The sequence below is a fragment of the Sphingopyxis sp. 22461 genome (assembly GCF_052044915.1).
GTDB lineage: Bacteria > Pseudomonadota > Alphaproteobacteria > Sphingomonadales > Sphingomonadaceae > Sphingopyxis.
Map to the genome: position 1 here is coordinate 1 of NZ_JBQENY010000011.1, position 16,892 is coordinate 16,892.

Below are 16,892 nucleotides of genomic sequence, written 5' to 3' on the forward strand. Positions count from 1 at the left end.
TCGCGCGCGACCTCGACCCCGCGAAACCCCGCCTCGGCCTCTTCGGCCAGCCGGATTGCGTGGCTTGCATCCGCGATCCGCGGATCGCCGCCGAGCCCGATCTTCCCGACCAGCCAGGCGACGAAAACCACCGCGATCAGCGATGCGCCAAGCTGGATCAACGCCGCCTGATTCATTTTTCCCCCGCGAGCGCGTCCAGCATCGGCCGCAACCCACTGAGATCATAACCCGCATTCGCCGCCGCTTCGACGATGCCATCGACATCGTCACCCGCGCGCGCGCGCGTCAGCGCCCACAGATGCGTCGAGCGCGTGCCCGACCGGCAATAGGCGAGGATCGGCCCCGTCGCATCGCCGAGCAGTTTGTCGAGCGCGTCGATCTGGGCATGGCTGAAACCCGCGTGGCCGATCGGAATCGCGGCATAGGCCAGCCCCTCGGCCGCCGCGGCATGCGCGATATCGTCGCCCTGCGGCGCCGAAGGCTCCTCACCATCGGGACGATTGTTGATCAGCATCGCAAAGCCCGCGGCTTTCGCCTCGGCGACATCGTCGATGCTGATTTGCGGGGCGACGCTATAGTCGGCGGATAGGGTTCGAAAATCGCTCATGCCGTCGATCTACTCCTGCCGCGCGCTTGCTGACAAGCATGAAGGTGGGGCACGAAGGCGCGTTGTCACTTTCCTTGCCGCGCGCATCACCTATGGTCGCGACCATGAACGAACATTTCGATTGGGCCTTCGGTTACTGCGCGGCCCGTGAATACGCCCAACCTGTTGCCGCCACGCTTCCCTCGGCGCTGTGGTTCGATGTCGGCAAGCCCGACCAGGCCGGCCGCTTCATCCTCGGGAATGCCTCGGGCGACGCCGCAGCCGCCGCCTTCGCTGCGGTTGATGCGCCCCACATCTATGTCGACTTCGCGGCCCCGCGCGATACGATTCTCCAGCATATTCCGCCAAATTGGCAGCCGCGCGATCCGATGTGGCTGATGGCGACCGGAACCGACATGCCCGCGGCGCGGCCTATCCCCGATTTCATATTCGAGGTCGATGAAAGCGCTTACCGTTTCGAGGCGATCGCTAGGCACGTCGACGGCTCGCTCGCGGCGCGCGGCGTCCTCGGCATCCACGGCACCACCGCCGTCTATGACCAGATCGTGACCGAGCCGCAGTTCGGCCGCCGCGGGCTCGGCTCGGCGATCATGGCCGAACTCGGCCGCTGCGCCCTTCGCCGCGGCGCCACCGAATGCCTGCTGGTCGCCACAGCCGACGGCAAGGCGCTCTACGAACGGCTCGGCTGGACGCTGCGCAGCGACATCGTTTCGATCATTTCGCCGGGCTAGCCGACGATCGGCTCAAAATTGCCGGATCACGCCCAGGAACGCGTCGCCCCACGCCTCGAGCTTCTTGCCCCCGACGCCGGGGATGTCCGCCAGCGCGCTCCGCGTCGCGGGCCGCCCGCTCGCCATCGCGCGCAGCACCGCGTCGTGGAAGATGACATAGGGCGGCACCCCGGCTTCGGCCGCCAGTTCGCGCCGCATCGTGCGCAGCGCATCGAACAGCGGATCGCCAACGGGGTTCGCCGCCGCGCGGTCGGCGCGGCTCGTCCGCCCACCCTCGCGCTGCGTCCGCTTCACCGGCGGTTCGGCCATCAGCACCGCGGTCTCGCCCTTCATCATCGCGCGCGCCGCGGGGCCGAGCATCAGCCCGCCATGCTCGGTGGTGTCGAGCGCCTCGCGCGCCATCAGGCTGCGCACCAGCGGCTTGATCAGCCGCGCTTCCTCGCCCGCGACAATCCCGAACACCGACAATTTGTCGTGCCCGCGGCTCGCGATCCGCTCGTCGCTCCGCCCGGTCAGCACCGCCTCGATATGCCCCGCGCCAAAGCTCTGCCCGGTGCGATACACCGCGCTGAGCAGCTTCTGCGCGAGCACGGTCGCATCGACCTGCGCCGAGGGCTCGAGGCAATTGTCGCAATTGCCGCAGCGCTCGGGCGGGTTCTCGCCAAAGTGCCGCAACAGCAGCGCGCGACGGCATTCAACCGTCTCGACCAGCGCCGCGAGCGCGTTCAGTCGTACCCGCTCGCCCGCGACGCGCCCCTCGGGCAATTCGGACAGCCGCATTCTTGCGCGCGCAAAATCGTCGGCGCCCCACAGCATCATCGCCTCGGCGGGGTCGCCGTCGCGCCCCGCGCGCCCCGTTTCCTGATAATAGCTCTCGATCGATTTCGGCAGGCCGGCGTGCGCGACGAAGCGCACGTCGGGCTTGTCGATCCCCATGCCGAAGGCAACCGTCGCGGTGACGATGCCGTCCTCCGACGCAACGAAATCATGCTGCACCCGCGCGCGCCGTTCAGGGTCGAGCCCCGCGTGATAGGCGGCGACGCTGCGCCCCGTCGCCGCCGCGATCTGCTCGGCGAGCCGCTCGGTGCCGTTTCGCGTCGGGGCATAGACAATCCCCGGCCCCGGATTGGCGGCGATGAAATCGACCAGCTGCTTAGCGGGGCTCACGCGCGGACGCACCGCATAACGGATGTTCGGCCGGTCGAAGCCCGCGAGGATCAGCCCGTCGGCCGGGATGCCGAGCTGGACGAGAATATCCTCGCGCGTGTGCTTGTCGGCGGTTGCGGTCAGTGCGAGCCGCGGCACCGCCGGAAAGGTGTCGAGCAGCGGGCGCAGCAGGCGGTAATCGGGGCGGAAATCATGCCCCCATTCGGAAACGCAATGCGCCTCGTCGATCGCGAACAGCGCCGGCGTCTGCGCCTCGAGCAAGGTACGAAACCCCTCGCCCGTCGCGCGCTCGGGCGCGACGTACAAGAGGTCGAGCTGGCCGTCGCGATACGCCTGCCGCGTCTCGGCCCAGTCGGCATCGACGCTGGTGAGGCTCGCGGCGCGAATCCCCGCCGCGCGCGCACCGCGCAGCTGGTCGTGCATCAGCGCGATCAGCGGCGACACGACGACGACGCAGCCGTTCAGTGCAACCGCGGGCAGCTGATAGGTCAGCGACTTGCCCGCCCCCGTCGGCATCACCGCGAGCGTCCGCGCGCCCGCCATCACGCGATCGACGACCTCGCCCTGGCGGCCACGGAAATGGTCGAAGCCGAAGGTGGATTTCAGGAGCGGAAGGAGAGCGTCGGCGGACATTGTCGAAGGCGATAGGGCGGATGATGGGGAGAGGGAAGCCCCGACCGCCTCCAAATAGGCCACAAAACCAACCTCGTCATTCCCGCGAAAGCGGGAACCCAGTTGCAACCTCAGCTCGCTGGGTTCCCGCTTTCGCGGGAATGACGAGAATTGGGATAGGGGAAGCTAAGCCAAAGTCAGCATCGCCCGCTCGGCCATCCGCGACGCGGTCTCGCGTTCGGCCATCACGACATGGTCGGCGCCGCGGCGCACCAGATCGTCGACCTCCTCGTCCGAATGCGCGCGCGCGACGATCACCAGCTTGGGATTGATCGCGCGCGCGCGTCGCACGATCGCGCCGGCCTCGACCCCCTCGGGGATCGCGATCAGCAGGGTCGACGCGATGTCGAGCCCCGCCTGCCGCAAAATGCTTTCCTTCGTCGCGTCGCCGACGATCACCGTCGCCCCCGCTTCGCGCGCCGCCGCGGCCATATCCTTCTGGTCCTCGATCACCGTCAGCCCCTCGCCGCGCCCGCAGATCAGGCTGCCGATATGGCTGCCGACGCGGCCATAGCCGATCAGCACGACGCCGGCGTTGCACGGCGCGGGCGCAACCTCGCCCTCCGCCTCCGCTTCTTCCTCCTCGGCCTCCGCGTCGCGCATATATTTTACCGCGAGCGAGAAGAGGATCGGGTTGAACAGGATCGACAGCAAGGACCCCGCGAGGATCAGGTCGCGCCCCGTTTCGGGCAGCACTTTCAGGCCTACCCCCAGCCCCGCGAGAATGAACGAAAATTCGCCAATTTGCGCAAGGCTGACCGACACCGTCAGCGCGGTCCCCGAATGATGCCCGAAGGCACGGACGAGCGCGTAGGCGGCGACCGACTTGCCGAGCATGATGATCGCCACCGTCGCCAGCACCGGCCCCGGTTGCTCGACGAGCACCTTGGGATCGAAGAGCATGCCGACCGACACGAAGAACAGCACCGCGAACGCATCGCGCAGCGGCAGCGTCTCTTCGGCGGCGCGCCGCGACAGCTGCGTTTCGCCGAGGATCATGCCCGCGAAGAAGGCGCCCAATGCAAACGACACATCGAAAATCACCGCCGCGCCGAACGCGACCCCGAGCGCGATCGCGAGCACCGCGAGGCGGAACAGCTCGCGCGACCCCGAATGCGCGACCCAGTGGAGCACCCACGGCAGCACCCGCCGCGCGATCACGAACATGAAGGCGCCGAAGCCGACGACCTTGAGCAGCACGATCGCCGCCGATTGCAGCAGCCCCGCAGAGCCCCCCTCATCGCCGCGGTCGCCGAACATCGCGGGCAACAGCACGAGCGCGAGCACCATCACGAGATCCTCGACGATCAGCCAGCCGACCGCGATCCGCCCCTTTTCGGTCTCGACCATGTCGCGCGCCTGCAGCGCGCGGAGCAGCACGACGGTCGACGCGACCGACAGTGCCAGGCCAAAGACAATGCTGCCCTCGACCGGCCAGCCGAGCCACAGCCCGAGCATCATGCCGAGCGCGGTCGCGACCGCGATTTGCGCGATCGCTCCCGGCACCGCGATCTTGCGCACCGACAGCAGGTCTTTCAGCGAAAAATGCAGCCCGACCCCGAACATCAGCAGGATCACGCCGATCTCGGCAAGCTGGAGCGCGAGCCCGGTGTCGGCAACGATCCCCGGCGTAAACGGCCCGACGAGCACCCCCGCGAGCAGATAGCCCGCGATCGGCGATATCCTGAGCCGGTGCGCCAGCGCCCCCATCAGGAAGGCAACGCCCAGACCGGCGACGATGGTTCCGATCAGGCTGGTGTCATGCGGCATGGCCCCCTGCGTAAAGTGCGCGGGCGCGCGGGGTCAACCCAAGGCAAGTAATTTAGTTGCGATTGGCTCGCCGCGGCTCAGGCTGCACACACCTGACCGGACGTATCGCCCTCGCCGCCGGCCGGAACCGAACGGCCGGGCCGCCCGATCAGGAAGCCCTGCGCCTCGTCGCAGCCTTCGCGGCGGAGCACGTCGAGCTGTTCGGCCGTCTCGATCCCCTCGGCGAGGATCGGGATCGACAGGCTTTTGCCGAGCGCGAGCACCGCGCGGAGGATCGCGGTCGACTGGATATTGCCCTCGAGCTCGGCGGCGAAGAAGCGGTCGAGCTTGATCTTGTCGAACGGAAAGGCGCGCAGGGTTTCCAGCGACGAATAGCCCGTGCCGAAATCGTCGAGCGCGACGCCGATGCCGAGCGCCTTGATCTGGCGCAGCACGTGCAACGCGCGTTCGCGGTCGGCGATGATCGCGGTTTCGGTCAGCTCGATTTCCAGACGCCTTGGCGGCAAGCCGGTATCGAGCAATATCTGATGGAACAGGCGCGGCAGGTCCACATGCGCCAGCTGGAGCGGCGACACATTGACCGCGACCTTCGACGCGTGCGGCCACGCCGCCGCATCGGTGCAAGCGCGCCGCATCACCCATTCGCCCAGCGCCAGGATAAAGCCGTTCGCCTCGGCCAGCGGGATGAACACCGCCGGCGGAATCGCCCCGCGAACCGGGTGCGCCCAGCGCAGCAGCGCCTCATATCCGGTGACCTCGCCCGTCGTGACCGAGGTCTGGACCTGATAATGGACGTCGAGTTCGTCGCGGTCGATCGCTCCCCGAAGGTCGGCGGCGAGTTCGCGCTGGTCGCGGATCGCCTCGTCGAGCTGCCAGTCATAATAGCAGGGCGCGGTCGCGGCATCGGCCTTGGCGCGATACATGGCAAGGTCGGCGTTGTTCGACAGCATCTCGGCGGTCGCCGCATCGTCAGGGAACACCGCGACGCCGATGCTCGCACCGAGACGCGCCTCGAAATCGGGGAAGGCGAGCGGCGCCTTCAGCTCGGCATCGAGCCGCGCCGCGAACGCAGCCAGCTGCGTGCGATCGGTAAAGCGCGTCAGCGCGACGAACTCGTCGCCGCCGAGCCGCGCTACGAATTCATTATGCCCGAGCGTCTCGCGCATCCGCCCTGCGAGCCGCGCGAGCACCTCGTCGCCCGCCTTGTGGCCGTGGACGTCGTTGATTTCCTTGAAGCGGTCGAGATCGATCGCGCACAGCCCGACGCGCTCGCCCTTCACGATCGCGCCGCCGATCTGCCGCGCCAGTTCGGTGCGAAAGGCGGTGCGATTGGGGAGGCCGGTCAGCGCATCGTTCATCGCCATATGCGTCAGCTCGCGCATCGCCTCCGAGCGTGTCTGGCGATCGAGCATCGCCGCGAAGACCCCCGCCGCGATCACGATCCCGCCGACGAGCACCGTCGCGAGCGCCAGCGCGTTGAATTCGGCCGGACGCAGCGGAGTTTCGTCGAGCGCCATCGGCGTGATTCGCATCGCGGTCATCGCCAGGAAATGGAGCGAGGCAATCGCAAGCACGATCAGCCCCGTCGCCAGCGGCACACGGCCGCGCACCGCCCGGCTCGTGCGGAGCACCGTCAGCGCGGCTGCGGCAAAAACCATGCCGCAAATCACCGCCGCGGCGACATAGGCGTCATCCCAGGCGACGATTCCGTCGACGCGATAGGCGGTCATGCCGGTGAAATGCATCGCCGCAATGGCGCCGCCGAACAGCGCCCCGCCGATCGCACCAAAAACTTCATCCTTGCCCCACGCGGCGACCGCGAAGCCGATGAACGAGCCGACCATCGCAACCATCAGCGAGGCGATGGTCAGCACGGGATCGAGCGTGACCGGCGCCTTCGCCTCAAAGGCGAGCATGGCGACGAAATGGGTGCACCAGATCGTCGCGCTGGCGGCGACCGCGACCAGGAACGCCCAGGCGATCCCCTGCTTTCGCTGCGCATCGCGCGCGCGTTCGAACATCTGCACGATCGCAAAGGCGCCGACGCCGCAGATCGCAACCGCCAGCGCGACGAGCCACGGATCGTGGTCGATCGCGATACACATCGCCAGCCTGATCAAGATCCCCGCCTTTCGCCTCGACATCCGTCCACGCGACGGATTGGTCCCCGAAGGTCCAATGGACGGAAATCACTTACAAAATTGTAAATACGGCGGTCGGCGCGCCGACGGCCCCTAAGCCTCGACGGTTCCCTCGTCGCGCTCGGCCTGCTGCCGCGCCCACATGTCGGCGTAAAGCCCGCGCATCCGCAGCAGCTGGTCGTGCGTGCCGGTTTCGGCGACACGCCCCTTGTCGAGCACCACGATCCGGTCGGCGCCCGTCACCGTCGACAGCCGGTGCGCGATCACCAGCGTCGTGCGCCGCGCCGCAATGCGTTCGAGCGTGTCCTGGATCGCCGCCTCGGTGCGGCTGTCGAGCGCGCTCGTCGCTTCGTCGAGGATCAGCACCGGCGGGTTCTTGAGCAAGGTGCGCGCGATCGCGACGCGCTGCTTCTCGCCGCCCGACAGCTTCAGCCCGCGTTCGCCGACTTCGGTATCATAGCCCTGCGGCAGGATCGCGATAAAGCCGTCGATCGCCGCGCCCTCGGCCGCCGCAGCGATTTCGTCCGCACTGGCGCCTTCGCGGCCATAGGCGATATTATAACCGATGCTGTCGTTGAACAGCACCGTGTCCTGCGGGACGATGCCGATCTCGGCGCGCAGGCTTTTCTGCGTGACCTTGGCGATATCCTGCTCGTCGATCATGATCCGTCCGCCCTGCGGATCGTAGAAACGGAAGAGCAATCGCGCGATCGTCGACTTGCCCGCGCCCGAAGGCCCGACGATCGCCAGCGTCTCGCCCGCGCCGACCGCGAAGCTCACGCCGTTCAAAATCGTGCGGTCGGGCTCGTAACCGAAAACGACATTCTCGAATGCCACCGCGCCGCCGTTCACGACGAGGGGCCAGGCATCCGGCGCATCGCTGATCTCGGACGGGGTGTCGATCAGGCGGAACATCGCCTCCATGTCGATCAGCCCCTGGCGGATCACGCGATAGACCATGCCGAGCATGTCGAGCGGGCGGAAGAGCTGTGCGAGCAAAGTGTTCACCAGCACCACATCGCCGACCTGGAACTGCCCCTGCGACCAGCCCCATACGGTGTAGGCCATCGCGCCCGCGAGCGCGATATTGGTGATCAGGCTCTGCCCCATATTGAGCCATGCCAGGCTGTTCTCGCTCTTGACCGCGGCGCGCGCATATTGGTCGGCGACGTCGCGGTAGCGCGCTTCCTCGCGCGCCTCGGCGCCGAAATATTTGACCGTTTCGTAATTGAGCAGGCTGTCGACGCTGCGCCCGATGGTCAGCGTGTCGAGGTCGTTCATCCGCGTGCGCAGCGCGTTGCGCCAGTCGGTCACCTTGCGCGTGAAGATGATATAGACGACGACCATCAGCGCGGTCGCGCTGGCCAGTCCGAAACTGAACTTGGTCCAGAAAATGATGAGCACCGCGAGCAGCTCGACGATCGTCGGCGCGATGTTGAACAGCAGGAAATAGAGCATCGTGTCGATGCTCTTCGTGCCCCTTTCGATCACCTTGGTGACCTCGCCCGTCCGCCGCGCGAGGTGGAAGCGCAGGCTCAGCGCATGCAGGTGGCTGAAGGTCGTGATCGCGAGTTCGCGCGTCGCATCCTGCCCGACGCGTTCGAACACGACATTGCGCAAATTGTCGAACAGCACTCCGGCAAAGCGTGCGCCGGCGTAAGCGAGGACGAGCCCGATCGCGAGCGCGACGCCTTGCTCCATGCCCGGCGCCATCCGGTCGATCGCGGCGCCATAGAGGAAGCCCATCGACAGCTGCACGCCCTTCGACGCGAGCACGATGAGGCCCGCGAGGACAATGCGGACCTTCGCCTCGGTCTGCCCCGCCGGCCACAGATAGGGCAGGAAACGCCGCAGCGTCGCAAGGACGGGCGGCTCACGCGAGGCGTCGGCGGAAGTGGAGGTGTCAGGCGGCATGCGCGCCCCATGTAGGGGCGATATGCTGCGCTAACAACGCTTACCGCGACTCGCGATAGCCCGCGTGACGAATGATGCGGTCGATCAGCCGCCGCTCTTCGGATGTCGGGGTGGGCACGATCACCACAGGGGGTTCCTGGCGGCGGCCGAACAGCGGACGCCGGGGCGGGACGATCGGGGAAAAGCGCATGGGGGCTGCTTTCGACTATGCGGCGTCGCCCCCCGGCTCCGCGGATGATCTGGTCCCGCACCCTTGGTGAAGGCGCGTGGTTGCAGCCCGGTTAAAGGCGTTGGTTACTGCTTTCTTTCCGGTACTGTGAAGGTGCCGGTGACGCGCCCGCCCGTGCCGCCCTGCACCGGGTTGCCGTCGGGACCGCGCGCCGCGCCGCGCCCGTCGACCGTCGCGCGCCCGCTGTTGAGATCGATCACCAGCCGCCCGCCGCGCAGATTGTTTCCGCGCTGGCGCAGTTCGACATTGCCGACCATCGTGATTAGCCGCCGGTCGAGGTCGTAAATGGCGACATTGCCCTTCGCCGTCTCATCGCCTTTCACCACCGTCACGCCGCCAGTAGCGTCGAGCCGGTTGACGTCGGTGCCACCGCTCCGCGTGTAGGCGACGGTCATCCGCGGTGCGGTGACGGTCAGTCCCGCCTGCGTGACGCGGACATTGCCCTCCAGAACGACGCGGTCGGCGCGGTCCTGCACCTCGATGCTGCCCGCGGCGAAATCGACCGGCGCCCCGCTGTTGTGATTGGCGAGCGCCTGCGCTTGCGCGGCGTCGCCGCCGCTACCCGATGACAGCAAGGCAAGGCTGGCGAGTGCAAAGCCGGTGCCCGCAAGCGCCACGCTCTTCATCGGCGATACGCGGTTCATTTGAGCACTCCCTGATTGATCCGCAGCCGCGCATTGCCCTGCAGGCGAACGACCCGCTTGTCGAGGTCGGCGAACAGCTGGTTGGCCGAAAAATGGCCGATGTTCAAACTTCCGTTGACGCCGCCCTGCCCGGCGAGACTACGCGTCTTCAAATCGACCGCGACATTGCTCGCATCGATGCGATAGCCATTGGCGCTCTTGACCTGCACCAGCCCGGGCACCGCGACCTTTTCGGTCTCCATATTATAGGCGCTGTCCTTCGCGACGATCGTCGCCGGGCCATCGGTGAGCTTGATCGCCCCCGACAGGTCGGTCATCCGCACGATCGGCTCGGCCGAGCTCTTCTGGACCGCGCTGCCCGCGAGCAGCGCGAACGGCTGCCCCTTCGCGTCCTGGCCGCGATATTCGGCGCGCGTCACCTTCATCCGCTCCTTGGCCATCTCGACCTTGTCCTTGGACAAGAGGAAACTGATCTCGGCGCGCTGAGTGAAGGGCGAGAAGACGAGCACCGCCGCGACGACGCCGATGACGAGCGGCAGGCCGTAACGCAGGATGCGCACGACGCGGTCGTGGCTCGACCCGCTCGCCGCCCACATGCGGCGCATCGTGCGGTCAAGATCGGCGCGTTCGGACATGCTCTTGCGAATCGCCTCTTCAGGTGTGCGCGAAAATATCGACCTCGGGCCAACCCGCGAGATCGAGCGCCGCGCGCGTCGGCAGGAAATCGAAGCAGGACTGCGCGAGGCCGGTGCGCCCTTCGCGCGCCAGCCGCATGTCGAGGATCTCCTTCATCGCGTGCAGGAACCGCACATCGCTCGCGGCATAGTCGCGCTGCGCGTCGCTGAGTTCGGCAGCACCCCAGTCGCTCGACTGCTGCTGCTTCGACACTTCCTGTCCCAAGAGTTCGCGCACCAGTTCCTTCAGGCCATGGCGGTCGGTGTAGGTGCGGATCAGCTTCGAGGCGATCTTGGTGCAATAGACGGGCGCCGTGACGACGCCGAGCGCCTGCTGTAGCGCCGCGATGTCGAAGCGCGCAAAATGGAATAATTTCAACCTGTTGGGGTCGGTCAATATAGCCTTCAGTACCGGCGCGTCATAGGTGCTGCCGGGCTTGAAGCGGACGAGATGCTCGTCGCCCGACCCGTCGCTGATCTGGACAAGGCACAGCCGGTCACGCAGCGGGTTCAGCCCCATGGTCTCGGTATCGATCGCAACCGCGCCCGGACCCAGCACGCCCTCGGGCAAATCTTCTTCGTGGAAATAGACAGTCATAGAGGTCGCCTTAGGCCAAGCGGCCTCGCCGCTCAATGACTGGTTTTCGCGGGCGTAGGCCGCCCGCCGCGGGGCTGCGGCAAAGCGCGCTTTCTGCCAGGGCCGGGACCTGAATTTTCCGTTCGCAGATGGCGTTCATTTAGGCTATATATTGCGCCGTTAGAGGCACGGGGCGAGTCTGTGCCCATGGTGAACTGCGTCCCCGTCCGACGCAAGGCGCTGATCGAATGGGGTATGGACGAACCGAAAGCGACTATTAGACAATGAGTTTCAACAAGGATCGCCGCGGCCAGCGGGGGCGCGGCAAGCGCGATGATTTCGGCAATTTCGACAGCTTCGAACCTGCACCCTATGGCGGCGACAGCTATGGCGGTGGCAACCGCGGTGGCGGCTTCGGCGACCGTGGCGGCTTCGGCGGCGGTGATCGTGGCGGCGGCTTCGGCGGTGGTGACCGCGGTGGCTTCGGCGGCGGCGATCGTGGCGGCGGCGGTGGCTTCGGCGGCGGACGTGGCGGCGGCATGCCCGCGCAGGTCGTCGGCGAAGGCAATGGCACGGTGAAATTCTTCAACGCATCGAAGGGCTTCGGCTTCGTCGCCCGCGACGACGGCGGTGAAGATGTGTTTGTCCACATCAGCGCGGTCGAACAGGCAGGGCTTCAGGGCCTCGCTTCGGGCCAGCCGCTCGGCTTCACGCTCGTCGAACGCAACGGCAAGGTCTCGGCCATCGATCTCAAGATCGAAGGCGAACCGATGCCGGTCGAGGAATTCGCTCCGCGTGCACGCGACGATCGCGGCGCACCCGGCGGCGCCCCGGGCGGTGCCCGCGGCCGTCGTCAGCTGACCGGTGAGCGCACGTCGGGCACCGTCAAATTCTTCAACACGACGAAGGGCTTCGGCTTTATCGCGCGCGACGACGGACAGGCCGATGCCTTTGTCCACATCAGCGCGGTGCAGCGCGCCGGCATGGCGGGCCTCGACGAAGGCGACCGCGTCGCGTTCGACATCGAAGTCGACGACCGCGGCAAGTTCGCCGCGGTGAACATCCAGCCGCATCAGGACTGATCGGCGGGATAAACGGATAACGAAAAGGGCGGCTCGCGGGCCGCCCTTTTTTGTTTGCCATGAGGGACCCGCCGCTTTCGAGCGACAAGCGGCCTTCTCATTCATCGTCACCCCGGACTTGATCCGGGGCCCCGCTTGCGACCGAAGCCAGTCGATACTCAAAAAGCGGGATCCCGGGTCAAGCCCGGGATGACGAATGGGGCACGTCTAATCTGGCTTGCGCCATCAATAGCCCAGCGTTGCTTCCAGAAACCAGATCCGCTGCTGCGCCTCGTCGGCCCAGCCGTCGACCAGCCCGCTCGTCGCGATATCGCCGTCGGCCTCAGCCGCGGCCTTCACCGCCTTGAGCTGACCGAGCAGGAACTTGTTGTCGCCGGCCAGCGTGCGGATCATCACCTCGGCATCCGAACCCGCGCTGTCATCATCGCGGATCGACGCGCGGCGGCTGACGTCGCCGATCGAGCGCAAGGTCGGCGCGCCATTTTTGCGCACGCGCTCGGCGATCAGGTCGGTCGTCGCGAAAATCTGCGCCGCCTGCTCGTCGAACAGCAGGTGCAGTTCGCGAAAGCGCGGGCCCTGGACGTGCCAGTGATAGTTTTTGGTCTTCAGATAGAGCGCGAAACTGTCGGCGAGCAGCGCGTTGAGCGCATCCGCGACGGCGGGGGCATTGTCATTTTTGTCGGACATGGGAGCATCCTTCTGTTGTCCCGCCGATATAGCGAAGCGGGGCACAGGTTTCCCATTGAAGCTTTGGGTGAGCTTGATCGACAAAAACGATGAAACCGAGCAAACCGGACGTATCAGCCGATCAATCCGAACGCCTCCAGCGCGCTGCGCAGCCCCCAGAGGATCAGGATCGCGGCCGCGGCCCAACGCAGGTTCCGCGCCGCGCGCCGCTCGGCGAGCGCCGGACCGAAGGCGAGGAAGGGCAGCATCGCAAGCGTCCAGCCGACCAGCCCGCCGGCCGCCGCCCATTGCCCCGCGCCGCTCGTCGCAGCGAGCGCGCCGATCAGGAAATGACTGCGGTCGCCGAACTGGCTTGCGAGCATCCGGCCGGCAAGCATGACCGGCGACGCATCGTCGGCGCCCGCATCGAACGCAGGTTTCATCCGCCACAGCAATGCGGCGGCCGCCGAGAGCATTGCGAGCGCGACGAGCAGAGCGGCAACCCCCTGCCCGATCATCCCGTTGGCGATCGCGCCGGCGACCGCGGCGATGACCGCGTTGACGATGAAAGCGGCAAAAGCGATGACGACCGTGACGCGCCGGTCGCTGCGCGCGCTCACCAGCCGCGACAGCGCGATCCCGCTGCGCCCGTCGGCATTGGCGAGCAGCACCGCCACCAGCGCAAGCATGATTGCATCCATCGATTAAGTCTGAATCGTCAGGCGTTTGGCGTCAATGGCCCAGCCGAACCGCGACCGACGCCAGCCACGCTTCCTGCACGGCGGACGGCAGCGGCCCCTGCGGCACCGCCGCCGCATCGCTCATCGCGTCGAGATAGGTCAGGATCGCGGCGCGATAACCGCCGCCCGCGACCGCCGATTCGAGCCGGCTCGCAAGCGTCTCGACCGCGGCAAAGCCGTGGTCGCGCGCGAGGCAGCGGATGTCGTCGATCCCCTGCACGATCTGCGCGAGCGCACAGTGCGGCAGCGCTTCAGCGAGCGCGCCGATCTGTCCGGTAATCCGGTTCTGAATGTCGAGATATGGGTCGGTCTGGTTTCGCATCTCACCCCCCTGTCGTCATGGGATATGATGCGCTTTTTTGGTTAACGCGCGGTTAGCGGTGGCCGGGCAGCCCGCCCAGCCCCTGCTTGCTGCGATACATATCGCGGTCCGCAGCGGCCAAAATGTCCGATTCGGTCATCCCCGTCTGCAGCATCGCGACCCCGAAGCACGCCGACAGCGCAATCTCGTGCCCGTCATATTCGGCGGGCGCCGCGGTGAGCACGTCGCAGAGCCGGTTGACCTGCACGCGCGCGCCATCCTCGCTCGACTGGTCGAGGATCAGTCCGAATTCGTCGCCGCCGATGCGCGCCGCGACATCGGTCGCGCGGATCGAGCCCGCGAGCCGCTTGGCGATCTCCAGCAGCGCGAAATCGCCCGCGGCGTGGCCGAAATTGTCGTTGATATATTTGAGCTGGTTGACGTCGATAAAGACGACCGCGGCGCGTTCGGCGTGCCGCTCGAACCGCGCCATGCGGTGGTGTATCGCGGTCAGGAAATAGCGGCGATTGAACAAGGGCGTCAGCGTATCGCGCTCGGACACGCGTTCGAGCTCGGCGACTGCGATCTTCAACACGCGGTTCTCGCGGCGCAATGCATCGCGTTCCCGGCGTATTTCACGCAGCTGGTCCTCGATGGAGTCTACGGCGACGGTGCCGAACTGGTCGACCGCGATCCGTGCCCCCCCTACGCTATCCATTCAACGTCCCCGAACCCAACCCACGATCCCCGGCCGAATGCCGCGAGATATTGAGCGGCAACCCTAGTCCCGACTTGATACCAATCGGTAAACGCGATGGCATCAATCGCGCGGCGTTGCCCGCGCGCAAAGCAGTCGCTAGGGGGGATCGGCGGCGATTCACACGCGATGAAGCCGGGGCAGGAGGGATTGAAATGGGCGAAACCGCCCCGCAAGTCGGCGTCATCATGGGCAGCCAGTCGGACTGGCCGACGATGGCGCACGCGGTCCAGATCCTCGAAGAGTTCGGCATCGCGCACGAGGTGCAGATCGTTTCCGCGCACCGCACCCCCGACCGCCTTGTAAACTATGCCAAAAGCGCGGCGGACCGCGGCCTTGCGGCGATCATTGCGGGCGCCGGCGGCGCCGCGCATCTGCCCGGCATGGTCGCGTCGATGACGCGCGTGCCGGTGCTCGGCGTCCCCGTCCAATCGGCGGCATTGAGCGGCGTCGACAGCCTCTATTCGATCGTCCAGATGCCCGGCGGCATTCCCGTCGCGACCTTTGCGATCGGCAAGGCAGGCGCGACCAACGCCGGCCTCTTCGCCGCCGCGCTGCTCGCGAATAATGATGCCAATCTGGCACAAAAACTCGACGCCTGGCGCGAGGCGCAGACGAACAGCGTCGCCCCCACCCCCGTGCGCGAGGGCTGATCGCTTGCTGCCACCCGGTTCGACGATCGGCATTCTCGGCGGCGGCCAGCTCGGCCGCATGCTCGCCGTTGCGGCGGCGCAGCTCGGCTACAAGGTCCATATCTATGCCCCCGACGCGACAAGCGTCGCCGCCGAAGTCACCGCGCATCACAGCCAGGCCGCGTGGGACGACGAGCCGCGCCTCGCCGCTTTCGCCGCGGCGTGCGACGTCGTCACCTATGAATTCGAAAATGTACCCGTCGACACGGTGCGCTTTCTCTCGGGCCATGTCGCGGTGCACCCCGGCGCCGCCGGGCTTGAAATCGCACAGGACCGGCTGACCGAAAAGAATTTCGTCGCCGGGCTCGGCGGCCGCCCCGCGCCTTTCGCCGCGGTGCCCGACCGCCCATCGCTCGATGCCGCACTCGAACAGATCGGCGCACCCGCGATCCTGAAGACCGTGCGCATGGGCTATGACGGCAAGGGGCAGGCGCGCATCATGACCGCGGCCGACGCCGGCGCCGCCTGGGACGGCATCGGCCGCCACGCCGCCGTGCTCGAAGGCTTCGTCGACTTCGACCATGAATTTTCGGTGCTGCTCGTGCGCGGCATCGACGGCGAGGTCCGCTTCTGGGACTCGCCCGTCAATGTCCATAAAGGCGGCATCCTCGCGACCTCAACGCTGCCGCCGCCGCAAGCCGTGCTCGACCAGCAGGACGAAGCGCGCGCGCTGATGGCAAAGATCGCCGAAACCCTCGACTATGTCGGCGTCCTCACCGGCGAGTTTTTCGCTACCGCCGACGGCCCCGTCTTCAACGAAATGGCGCCGCGCGTCCACAACAGCGGCCATTGGACGATCGAGGGCGCGGTGGTCAGCCAGTTCGAAAATCACATCCGTGCCGTCGCCGGCCTGCCGCTCGGCAGCACCGCCACCGCGGCGCTGCCGGTCGTCATGCACAATCTGATCGGCGGCGGGATCGAGACGGTGCCCGACCTGCTCACCGACCCCGCCTGCCATGTCCATCATTATGGCAAGGCCGAGGTCCGCGACGGCCGCAAGCTCGGCCATGCAACCTGGGTTGGAACTTCTCCCACATGAATCATCCCGAAATCACGCTGATCCTCGCGCGCGCATCGAACGGCGTGATCGGCGCGAATGGCAAGATGCCCTGGCACCTGCCCGCCGACCTTCGCCGCTTCAAGCAGGTCACGATGGGCCGCCCGATGATCATGGGGCGCAAGACCTTCGACAGCCTGCCCGCCATCCTCGAGGGCCGCCGCCACATCGTCCTCACCCGCGACCCCGAATGGCAGGACGAGGGCGCCGAGCCCGTGGCAACGATCGAGGAAGCGCTAAAGCTCGCCAACGCGCCGCATGTGATGGTGATCGGCGGCGCCGAAATCTATCGCCTCTTCCTCCCGCTCGCCGACCGCATCGAGCTGACCGAAGTCGCGCTCGAGCCCAAGGGCGACGCCGTGATCGACTATCCCGCCGCCGCCGACTGGAAAGAATCTGCTCGCGAGGATCACCCGGCCGACGACGCCGGCCGCCCGGCGTACAGCTTCGTCACGCTGACAAGGAAATAGG

General features: G+C 66.9%; 18 protein-coding genes. 5 read left to right on the top strand and 13 right to left on the bottom strand.

Going from position 1 to position 16,892, the window contains the following annotated elements; all coding sequences use genetic code 11:
• Positions 1-172 precede the first annotated feature (172 nt).
• Positions 173-607: a TIGR01244 family sulfur transferase gene (locus ACTJI5_RS17890; RefSeq protein WP_440861258.1), complete on the bottom strand. Its 435-nt coding sequence runs from the start codon at positions 605-607 to the stop codon at positions 173-175.
• A 104-nt stretch (positions 608-711) separates the two neighbouring features.
• On the opposite strand from ACTJI5_RS17890, the gene ACTJI5_RS17895 reads away from it, so the two are divergent.
• Positions 712-1,338 (top strand): GNAT family N-acetyltransferase, encoded by a 627-nt coding sequence (locus ACTJI5_RS17895; protein WP_440861259.1) that lies wholly within the window; start codon positions 712-714, stop codon positions 1,336-1,338.
• A 12-nt stretch (positions 1,339-1,350) separates the two neighbouring features.
• Here the strand turns inward: ACTJI5_RS17895 and recQ are convergent, their stop codons facing one another.
• The 8 genes from recQ to ACTJI5_RS17935 all read right to left on the bottom strand — a co-directional run bounded on the left by recQ (position 1,351) and on the right by ACTJI5_RS17935 (position 11,147).
• On the bottom strand, positions 1,351-3,138 hold the full coding sequence (gene recQ / locus ACTJI5_RS17900) for a DNA helicase RecQ (RefSeq protein WP_440861260.1): 1,788 nt from the start codon (positions 3,136-3,138) through the stop codon (positions 1,351-1,353).
• Between the two features lie 165 nt (positions 3,139-3,303).
• On the bottom strand, positions 3,304-4,947 hold the full coding sequence (gene ybaL / locus ACTJI5_RS17905; RefSeq protein ID WP_440861261.1) for a YbaL family putative K(+) efflux transporter: 1,644 nt from the start codon (positions 4,945-4,947) through the stop codon (positions 3,304-3,306).
• A 77-nt stretch (positions 4,948-5,024) separates the two neighbouring features.
• Positions 5,025-7,067: a putative bifunctional diguanylate cyclase/phosphodiesterase gene (locus tag ACTJI5_RS17910; protein WP_310255598.1), complete on the bottom strand. Its 2,043-nt coding sequence runs from the start codon at positions 7,065-7,067 to the stop codon at positions 5,025-5,027.
• A gap of 114 nt (positions 7,068-7,181) precedes the next feature.
• Positions 7,182-9,002, bottom strand: a complete 1,821-nt coding sequence (locus ACTJI5_RS17915; protein ID WP_440861262.1) for an ABCB family ABC transporter ATP-binding protein/permease — start codon at positions 9,000-9,002, stop codon at positions 7,182-7,184.
• Positions 9,003-9,042: 40 nt separating this feature from the next.
• Positions 9,043-9,192 (bottom strand): hypothetical protein, encoded by a 150-nt coding sequence (locus ACTJI5_RS17920; protein ID WP_156419591.1) that lies wholly within the window; start codon positions 9,190-9,192, stop codon positions 9,043-9,045.
• Between the two features lie 104 nt (positions 9,193-9,296).
• Positions 9,297-9,875, bottom strand: coding sequence for an LptA/OstA family protein (locus tag ACTJI5_RS17925; RefSeq protein WP_439513204.1), 579 nt, complete (start codon positions 9,873-9,875; stop codon positions 9,297-9,299).
• Positions 9,872-10,510, bottom strand: coding sequence for an LPS export ABC transporter periplasmic protein LptC (gene lptC / locus ACTJI5_RS17930; RefSeq protein WP_058537534.1), 639 nt, complete (start codon positions 10,508-10,510; stop codon positions 9,872-9,874). The genes ACTJI5_RS17925 and lptC overlap by 4 nt, the downstream gene beginning before the upstream one ends.
• Positions 10,511-10,529: 19 nt before the next feature.
• The gene (locus ACTJI5_RS17935) at positions 10,530-11,147 is read right to left on the bottom strand and encodes a ribonuclease D (protein ID WP_058537533.1); all 618 of its coding nucleotides are present in this window, start codon (positions 11,145-11,147) and stop codon (positions 10,530-10,532) included.
• Between the two features lie 263 nt (positions 11,148-11,410).
• Here ACTJI5_RS17935 and ACTJI5_RS17940 point away from each other — a divergent pair, with 263 nt between their 5' ends.
• Positions 11,411-12,208: a cold-shock protein gene (locus ACTJI5_RS17940; protein WP_440861263.1), complete on the top strand. Its 798-nt coding sequence runs from the start codon at positions 11,411-11,413 to the stop codon at positions 12,206-12,208.
• Positions 12,209-12,433: 225 nt separating this feature from the next.
• On the opposite strand, the gene ACTJI5_RS17945 is transcribed toward ACTJI5_RS17940, so the two are convergent.
• The 4 genes from ACTJI5_RS17945 to ACTJI5_RS17960 form a co-directional block, all read right to left on the bottom strand.
• Entirely contained in the window at positions 12,434-12,895 is a 462-nt protein-coding gene (locus ACTJI5_RS17945) for a Dps family protein (RefSeq protein ID WP_058537531.1), read from the bottom strand.
• A 113-nt stretch (positions 12,896-13,008) separates the two neighbouring features.
• Complete coding sequence (locus ACTJI5_RS17950; RefSeq protein WP_440861264.1) at positions 13,009-13,563, bottom strand: hypothetical protein; 555 nt, start codon at positions 13,561-13,563, stop codon at positions 13,009-13,011.
• A gap of 43 nt (positions 13,564-13,606) precedes the next feature.
• Positions 13,607-13,936 (bottom strand): hypothetical protein, encoded by a 330-nt coding sequence (locus ACTJI5_RS17955; protein WP_137889780.1) that lies wholly within the window; start codon positions 13,934-13,936, stop codon positions 13,607-13,609.
• A 52-nt stretch (positions 13,937-13,988) separates the two neighbouring features.
• Positions 13,989-14,633, bottom strand: a complete 645-nt coding sequence (locus ACTJI5_RS17960) for a GGDEF domain-containing protein (RefSeq protein WP_058537528.1) — start codon at positions 14,631-14,633, stop codon at positions 13,989-13,991.
• A gap of 194 nt (positions 14,634-14,827) precedes the next feature.
• Between ACTJI5_RS17960 and purE the strand changes: the two genes are divergently transcribed.
• Genes purE through ACTJI5_RS17975 form a run of 3 tightly spaced genes read left to right on the top strand, consistent with a single transcriptional unit; the run spans position 14,828 to position 16,891 of the window.
• Entirely contained in the window at positions 14,828-15,325 is a 498-nt protein-coding gene (gene purE, locus ACTJI5_RS17965) for a 5-(carboxyamino)imidazole ribonucleotide mutase (RefSeq protein WP_058537527.1), read from the top strand.
• Between the two features lie 4 nt (positions 15,326-15,329).
• Positions 15,330-16,403, top strand: a complete 1,074-nt coding sequence (locus tag ACTJI5_RS17970; protein ID WP_440861265.1) for a 5-(carboxyamino)imidazole ribonucleotide synthase — start codon at positions 15,330-15,332, stop codon at positions 16,401-16,403.
• Entirely contained in the window at positions 16,400-16,891 is a 492-nt protein-coding gene (locus tag ACTJI5_RS17975; protein WP_310255618.1) for a dihydrofolate reductase, read from the top strand. The genes ACTJI5_RS17970 and ACTJI5_RS17975 overlap by 4 nt, the downstream gene beginning before the upstream one ends.
• Position 16,892 lies beyond the last annotated feature (1 nt).

Excerpts from the sequence above, each read along its gene's own strand:
- purE (WP_058537527.1), top strand. The coding sequence starts at position 14,828 with ATGGGCGAAACCGCCCCGCAAGTCGGCGTCATCATGGGCAGCCAGTCG.
- ACTJI5_RS17915 (WP_440861262.1), bottom strand. The coding sequence starts at position 9,002 with ATGCCGCCTGACACCTCCACTTCCGCCGACGCCTCGCGTGAGCCGCCC.
- ACTJI5_RS17920 (WP_156419591.1), bottom strand. The coding sequence starts at position 9,192 with ATGCGCTTTTCCCCGATCGTCCCGCCCCGGCGTCCGCTGTTCGGCCGC.
- recQ (WP_440861260.1), bottom strand. The coding sequence starts at position 3,138 with ATGTCCGCCGACGCTCTCCTTCCGCTCCTGAAATCCACCTTCGGCTTC.
- ybaL (WP_440861261.1), bottom strand. The coding sequence starts at position 4,947 with ATGCCGCATGACACCAGCCTGATCGGAACCATCGTCGCCGGTCTGGGC.
- ACTJI5_RS17975 (WP_310255618.1), top strand. The coding sequence starts at position 16,400 with ATGAATCATCCCGAAATCACGCTGATCCTCGCGCGCGCATCGAACGGC.
- ACTJI5_RS17890 (WP_440861258.1), bottom strand. The coding sequence starts at position 607 with ATGAGCGATTTTCGAACCCTATCCGCCGACTATAGCGTCGCCCCGCAA.
- ACTJI5_RS17955 (WP_137889780.1), bottom strand. The coding sequence starts at position 13,936 with ATGCGAAACCAGACCGACCCATATCTCGACATTCAGAACCGGATTACC.
- lptC (WP_058537534.1), bottom strand. The coding sequence starts at position 10,510 with ATGTCCGAACGCGCCGATCTTGACCGCACGATGCGCCGCATGTGGGCG.
- ACTJI5_RS17925 (WP_439513204.1), bottom strand. The coding sequence starts at position 9,875 with ATGAACCGCGTATCGCCGATGAAGAGCGTGGCGCTTGCGGGCACCGGC.
- ACTJI5_RS17940 (WP_440861263.1), top strand. The coding sequence starts at position 11,411 with ATGAGTTTCAACAAGGATCGCCGCGGCCAGCGGGGGCGCGGCAAGCGC.
- ACTJI5_RS17945 (WP_058537531.1), bottom strand. The coding sequence starts at position 12,895 with ATGTCCGACAAAAATGACAATGCCCCCGCCGTCGCGGATGCGCTCAAC.
- ACTJI5_RS17960 (WP_058537528.1), bottom strand. The coding sequence starts at position 14,633 with ATGGATAGCGTAGGGGGGGCACGGATCGCGGTCGACCAGTTCGGCACC.
- ACTJI5_RS17935 (WP_058537533.1), bottom strand. The coding sequence starts at position 11,147 with ATGACTGTCTATTTCCACGAAGAAGATTTGCCCGAGGGCGTGCTGGGT.
- ACTJI5_RS17950 (WP_440861264.1), bottom strand. The coding sequence starts at position 13,563 with ATGCTTGCGCTGGTGGCGGTGCTGCTCGCCAATGCCGACGGGCGCAGC.
- ACTJI5_RS17895 (WP_440861259.1), top strand. The coding sequence starts at position 712 with ATGAACGAACATTTCGATTGGGCCTTCGGTTACTGCGCGGCCCGTGAA.